This window comes from Bacillus sp. AFS077874 (assembly GCF_002566505.1).
GTDB lineage: Bacteria > Bacillota > Bacilli > Bacillales > Bacillaceae_G > Gottfriedia.
Window position 1 is genome coordinate 1 of record NZ_NUYF01000015.1, and the last position, 6,735, is coordinate 6,735.

Below are 6,735 nucleotides of genomic sequence, written 5' to 3' on the forward strand. Positions count from 1 at the left end.
ATCATTGCAAGCATTTCTTTTACAAAAAGTTAACAAAAATAAATTTACGTAAATTTCAAACAAATTAATTAGTTAATTGTACAACTAGGTAAAAGTACAAGCACAAACTATCCCTCTTCCATAGATTAGTACAAGAAAAGGAGGAATTGTTATGCAATGTAATGAAGCCCATCAATTATGTAATAATTTTAGAGGGCAGGTTGTACGCATTTTCGATAAAGAAGGAAACGAGCACGTTGGACGTATTACTAGAGTAACTGAAGATCGAGTTTTTATTGAACCAGTAAATCAAAATCGTCAGAACTCTAATAGATCATCAAATCGCAATAGAAGTAATATGAACAGAAACCATTCTAATAGAGATTTCTCAGAAAGAAATTTTTCAAATAGAAGTAACCGCAATGAAAATCGTTTTGATAATATGTTCGGTAATCGCTTTGACAATAGATTCGATGATCGAGTTGATGATCGATTCGATAGAAGATTTGACAGAAGGTTTGATAGAAGATTTGATAGAAGAGACGAAAGAAGAGACGATAGAGATTTTGACAGAGATGGATTTAGATGCGGATTCTTCGGCTGTGGGTTCGGTATTTCAATTGCACTTGGTTTTGTTGCAGGAGTCGCATTAGCTGCATTATTCTTTTTTTAATAGCTCAATATAATCTTATATTCAATTACTGTGGGTTTGTCTCTTTGGTCAATTGCTGACTTTTGAGACCCCCTTTTATTTTATGGGTGAAAAGGTCATGAAACATCCTCAATATACTTTTAATTACTAATACAAAAATAATTTCCTCTCATTAGTTAAAGGATAAAAGCATTATGAAAAAAATCATTCAAGTCATTATAATTATATTCATACTTTTCTTATGTACATATGCCTTTATATTTTCCAAAACATTTTTAATCATAAATAAAGTAGAGATTAATAAGCATTTTCCAATCTATCCTCATGGTGACCGTTAATTTATAAGAGTATACTTAAATAAGTACATTATTAATAATGAAGGTGAGGATTTTATGCAAATAGAATCAGTAATAAATGATTTATCAAACATGAATTTAATTAACAAAAAAGAAATTAAATACACTCAACTAACAGGTGGAACATCAAGCAGTATATATCTTCTAAGTAATATAAAAAACGATAGTAAATATATAGTTAAATTAAATGATCCTCGTGTACTAGAATCAGAAGCATATTTTCTTAATTTCTATAACAAAGTAGATATATTGCCCAATTTACTATTTGCTGAAAAAACATTTAAATATATAGTTTATCCATTCATTCCAGGTAGCGCAAACTATGATAAGAAAGACAAAAATGAATTACTTATATTACTTGTTAAACAGTTAATAAATAATTATGAATCCTACCCTAATGCTCCAGGTTGGGGATGGGCAGATGAATTATCGAATTCATGGTCAGATTTTCTTATGAGTAGAATGACAGAGTCTTTTAAAATTTTAGATTCGTATTTAGAAAAGCCAGATCATACACTTATCTTTTCTATTATAAACAATTCAGATCTAATCACTTTTCAAGGAGAACCTTTTTTATTACACGGTGACTGTGGTATACATAATTTTATCTTTAATAATGGCATGTTAAGCGGCATTATTGATCCTACTCCAGTGTTTGGAGATCCACTTTATGATTTAATATATGCGTTTTGTTCTTCACCAGACAATCTAACAAAAGAGACAATTTCTACTGCAGTTAATCATTTGAAATTTTTACAAAATAATGATTCTCACATAATATATAAAAACGTATTGGTTGGATTATATTTTAGGTTAGCAACATGTATAAGACATCACCCAAATGATTTGGACGAATACTTAATAGCCTGGAATTATTGGACTAGCTTGGTTAAATCCACGTGAAATTTTAAAATATTAACAGTCTGATACTTTGGATTTAATCCAAATCCGGTAAGCTGGAGTTAATTCAAACAAAAAAGATAAGCTATTATGCCTATCTTTTTCTACATAGAAATACTCTGTATCCTAACACATCTTTATAGCGCACTAGTATTTCTTGAAATCTATGAAGTAATTCAATTCCCTCTGGTGGCAACTTTTGAAATGGTAGTGAATCAGTTGAGTTTGTTGATGTATTCATTACTGTATTTCCTTTAAGGATTTTATAATCTCTAAAGCCCCCTTTGATTAATGCTTGTTCCCACTCTCTTACCGTTTTTACTTTTGAAATGCCATAAACATCCTTTATTTCGCTTTCTTCTTTTAGTGTTAGTGGTCTCTCTGATGTCATTTCTATAGCAAGAAAATATCCACCTTTTTTTAACACTCTTACATATTCTTGTATTGATTTATCTACATTTGTGAAGCTTGTTACTGATTCCGAAATAATAATATCAAATGAATTATCTTTAAAAGGCAGGTTTTCTGCACTTGCTTGATGCAGAGTAACTGGAATTTTCTTTTTGTTAAATCGTTTTCGTGCATTTGCCAGCATCCGACTGTTTATATCGATTGTTGTAATTGGGCAATTATAAGTTTCATATAAATAGCTAGCAGTTTTACCCGAACCGCATCCAACCTCTAAAACTTGGCTATCTGAATTCAGCGGAAGAAATCTTAATGTTTTTTTTGTTAAATCAAACCCACCTGGATGTGCATCTTCTATATTTAACGTGGCGATTAAATCTATATAAGAAAATTTTCTCATATTAAGACCCCAATCATGTAGTTTGGTATAGTCTATTCATATAAGCTTAAATTTGTTTTGTATTCTTGAAAACAATGAATTTTTTCTTAAATCAAAAACATCAGCTTTTGGGCTGATGTTTTAGTTTGTAAACAAAGTGCAATAATTTGCTGATCGAAAACAGCCGTAATATCACTCCCCGTTACTTCTCATTCCTTTTTGAATCTTTCGTAGTGCCTTTTTCGAACCTCGATCAATATCGTGCTGTAATTTCCTTGTCTCATAATCAACAAATAATGCATCTAAGTCATATCCTTCTGGATAAAGTTCAGCTGCCTTTACTTCTAAAGTTACTCGTTTTTCATTCACTTCCAAAAATTCGCCATTGTAAAAAACAATGAGATTGTAGAAATTATCGATTTCTTTATAGACAATTCCAAAGTTATCATAGTCTAATAATTTTACTCGATCACCTTTTCGATAGTTAACCTTTTCTTCAGATCTCAATTTGACAATCTTTGGTCTCCTTATTGCACTTTCATTTACTTTTTCTAATTGATATTCTTTATTTTCCATATATTCCTTCGCTCTTAGAAGTACATTTTCGCGAATATTCATTTTCTTAGAAATCCATAGAGCATTACTTTCTCCTGATTTCCCGATAATTAACTTATACATTGGTTCTAGTGTTTCACTATTAAATCGCATTGCTGCATTCATAAAGTCACTATGCATTTCTGAAAAACGTTTAATTTCACCATAATGGGTAGTTGCAACTGTAATACATCCCATGAGGTAAAATTCTTCTAATATAGAAATTGCTAGTGCAGATCCTTCATTCGGTTCCGTACCACTTCCGATTTCATCGAATAGTAAAAGTGTATTATTATTAGAAACACTCATAATATCGGAAAGGTTTTTCATATGTGATGAGAATGTGCTTAGTGCATTCTTTATACTTTGATTGTCACCAATATCAACAAAAATCTTTTCAAATACAGCAATTTCAGTCCCCGTGTCTCCAATAATATGGAAACCTGACATTGTTGCTAAAGTTAGTAAACCAATTGTTTTCAGAATGACTGTCTTCCCACCCGCATTAGGTCCAGTAATGATTAAACTACGATAACTCTCTCCTATCTCAAAATTAAGAGGAACTACATTACCTGTTAATAGTGGATGTTTGCAATTAACTAACTTTATATATCCAAAGTCATTTAATTTCGGCTCAACTCCACCAATATGTTTGCTAAATTTAGCTTTAGCAAACACCATATCATATTGACTAATTAACTCCATATTTATATTTATTTCATAAATGTTTTCTAAAATCATTCCTGAAAGAGTAGCTAAAATTTGATATTCTTCCATTGCCTCTTCAGCCTTTAGGCTTGCTAACTCACTGTTTAATTTAGTTACTGTATTCGGTTCAATAAAGACTGTTGCCCCTTTAGAAGAAACTTCAATAATCGATCCAGGAACTTGCTTCTTAAAAGAAGCTTTAATTGGTATTGTATATCGGTCATCTTTCTTACTTATAAAAAAGTCTTGAATATACATTTTATTAGCACTACTACTTAAAAACTTATTTAAACGATCTTTAATTTTCTCTTCAACTGATTCAATATTATTTCGTATTCGTTTAAGGTCCTTACTTGCCGCAGAATCAACGCTGTTTCCTTTAATTGAGAAGTTAACCTCATCTTCAATAGTTATAAATTCACTCATTGAGTTTGCGTATGAAGCGAGAATTGGAGCAAAAAATAGGTTATCTTGCATAAACTTTTTAATTCTTCTACATCCTCTTAAAAAGTCCGAAACACTGATTAAGTCACTCGGATCTAATATCATGCCCTTTTCAAGATTTTGAATAAGATTTTCAATGTTAGAAACACCTAAAAATGGCACATGTCCTTCTGCATCTAATATTACCCGAGCTTCAGTTGTCTCATTTAATCTATTTTTAACTACTTTTATATTGCTACTAGGTTCTAATTGATTGATCAGTTTTTTACCTAATCCACTTACACAATAAGTTTTTACAATTTCTTTTAACTCGTTATATTGTAATTTTTCAAATGTTATATTATTCAACTTTTATTCTCCTCTTTCATATGATTTTATCGATCATAAATGGAGATACCTACCCGTTAGATTCCAATGAGATTATTATAGAATTAAGATTTACCCGAAAAAATATAAAAAAAGCTGCGGAGATACCGCAGCTTTAATCACATTACAAGGCAATTATAATTGAAATATAGTTAAATAAGCTATTACAGAATAGCCAAACTAAATTCATTACACGCATTATAAAGTATTGTAGGTATCTTCATAGGTTTGAAATAAATACATGACAAAATTAAGGGTACGAATTCTACAAATTCCCCTTTTTTTCATCCTATTTATTTCATTTAATTTTTTCCTATTTAGAACCTACCGCACTCACAAAATGCACCTCATTTATTATTATGTTCTTATGTTCATTGAAATCTAACTTATTGAAATCATCATACTATGTGTAAATTGAAAAGTAAAGATGCTCTATTTACTATATGTGATTAATATAAATTTTCTACAACTTTTTCCCCTTCAGGTAAATACTCTTCTTTAAGTTTTAGATTCACTGTAAGTCAATTGTAAAAAGTAATAAATGACCATTCCAAATTTGTAGCAAATAGAAATTTAGTTTAATAAGAATTAATCATCGTATAAAAACACATCATTTAATTGAATATTAAATATAAAAACTGGAGATTTAAAATGAAAAATACAATAGCTCATCTCACTTTCAGTTTATTGTTCTTATTTAACTCAATTACTACAGTACACGGAGAAATTGCAAATCATTTATTTAGGACAAAGTCTGTTAGTTTTAAAGGAGCCGATAATAACTGGGAAATTTTACACGAAATGACTTTGGTCGGAACTGATATCTTATATCAAACAACTTTAAAATATAAAGGAAAATATGATAAAGATTTAATTAAGTCAAACTCACACTATTTGATTAGCTATAATCACGGAACGATCGGAGGGGAGACATTTTTATTAAATTAATCTGGTGAATTTCATGGTAAGAAAAGAGAGTGCGGTGGATGTGAGTTTATTGATAAGGAAAAGGAGATAAATTATGAAATTTACTGGAAAGATACTATAAGTACCGTTATTTTAAAAAAAGTGGATAAACCAGCCTCTTTGTAAAGTAATAATGCGTGTGATTGTTACAGAAAATGAACTGTTATATAGAATTAGTTTTTGCAGAGTGTTGAAATAAAAAATGGTCAAAAGTGAAAACGGACATTATATGAACATTTACTTAATGATGAAATTATCATTTTTTGGATGATCTATTAATGGTTTTTAATGTTAATATGTTTGAGCAATTTCATAATTCCAATAATCACTAGTAATGATTTTTCAGAAGTTCTGTATTTAGAATAGTTCTTTTTCTATTTAAATATTTTTAAAGTAGGGAAGGAGTGTAGATTGTAATGCCTGAGGTTGAAAAGAAAAATTGGGTTGATAAAAGTATTATTCTATTATTGGTTTTTGTATTTATTATTTTAGCTATAAACATGCCAAAAATACAGAATTTAGATGAGTCAACTTTAATAGGGACTTACCATAGCAAAAAACTTCCATTTGCAACAATAGTATTTGGTGAAGAGGACCATCATTCATTTTATTATTATAATCAATCTGAGACAGATAAAGGAACTTATACACAGAAAACAGATACGACGTATGTCATTAACAGTTCTAAGTTTCATAACTTGAAAATCATTTATGATAAAAAAGAAAGAACTTTTAAAATGAAAATTGATAATGAAACCTATGTTTTTAAACAATCTGATACAATTCCTACGATTATTGATAATTCTGAATGACAAGATTTAGGTTCTTCAGTACTTGGTAATCAAATTTTGTACAAAGAATTTAAAAGATCAATAATTGACAGTCCTTTAGGTTTGTTAAATATCAACAATAAACCGATTCAAAATAAAAAAAGCACCAGCTGATTAGCTGATACTTTGGTAAACCAGGCGACGTTCTACTCT

General features: G+C 29.6%; 6 protein-coding genes. 4 read left to right on the forward strand and 2 right to left on the reverse strand.

Features of this window, described 5'->3' with window-relative positions:
* Window positions 1-151: 151 nt before the first annotated feature.
* Together COJ46_RS17560 and COJ46_RS17565 are read left to right on the forward strand one after the other, a co-directional pair.
* A complete protein-coding gene (locus COJ46_RS17560; protein ID WP_097977965.1) occupies window positions 152-652 on the forward strand; it encodes a hypothetical protein in 501 nt (166 codons plus the stop codon).
* Between the two features lie 371 nt (window positions 653-1,023).
* Window positions 1,024-1,890: a phosphotransferase gene (locus tag COJ46_RS17565; RefSeq protein WP_097977963.1), complete on the forward strand. Its 867-nt coding sequence runs from the start codon at window positions 1,024-1,026 to the stop codon at window positions 1,888-1,890.
* A gap of 91 nt (window positions 1,891-1,981) precedes the next feature.
* Here the strand turns inward: COJ46_RS17565 and COJ46_RS17570 are convergent, their stop codons facing one another.
* Complete coding sequence (locus COJ46_RS17570; RefSeq protein WP_097977962.1) at window positions 1,982-2,695, reverse strand: class I SAM-dependent methyltransferase; 714 nt, start codon at window positions 2,693-2,695, stop codon at window positions 1,982-1,984.
* A gap of 171 nt (window positions 2,696-2,866) precedes the next feature.
* Window positions 2,867-4,768, reverse strand: coding sequence for an endonuclease MutS2 (locus tag COJ46_RS17575; RefSeq protein ID WP_097977960.1), 1,902 nt, complete (start codon window positions 4,766-4,768; stop codon window positions 2,867-2,869).
* 669 nt (window positions 4,769-5,437) lie between these two features.
* On the opposite strand from COJ46_RS17575, the gene COJ46_RS17580 reads away from it, so the two are divergent.
* Entirely contained in the window at window positions 5,438-5,734 is a 297-nt protein-coding gene (locus tag COJ46_RS17580) for a hypothetical protein (protein WP_097977958.1), read from the forward strand.
* A 434-nt stretch (window positions 5,735-6,168) separates the two neighbouring features.
* Window positions 6,169-6,564, forward strand: a complete 396-nt coding sequence (locus COJ46_RS17585; RefSeq protein ID WP_097977956.1) for a hypothetical protein — start codon at window positions 6,169-6,171, stop codon at window positions 6,562-6,564.
* Window positions 6,565-6,735 lie beyond the last annotated feature (171 nt).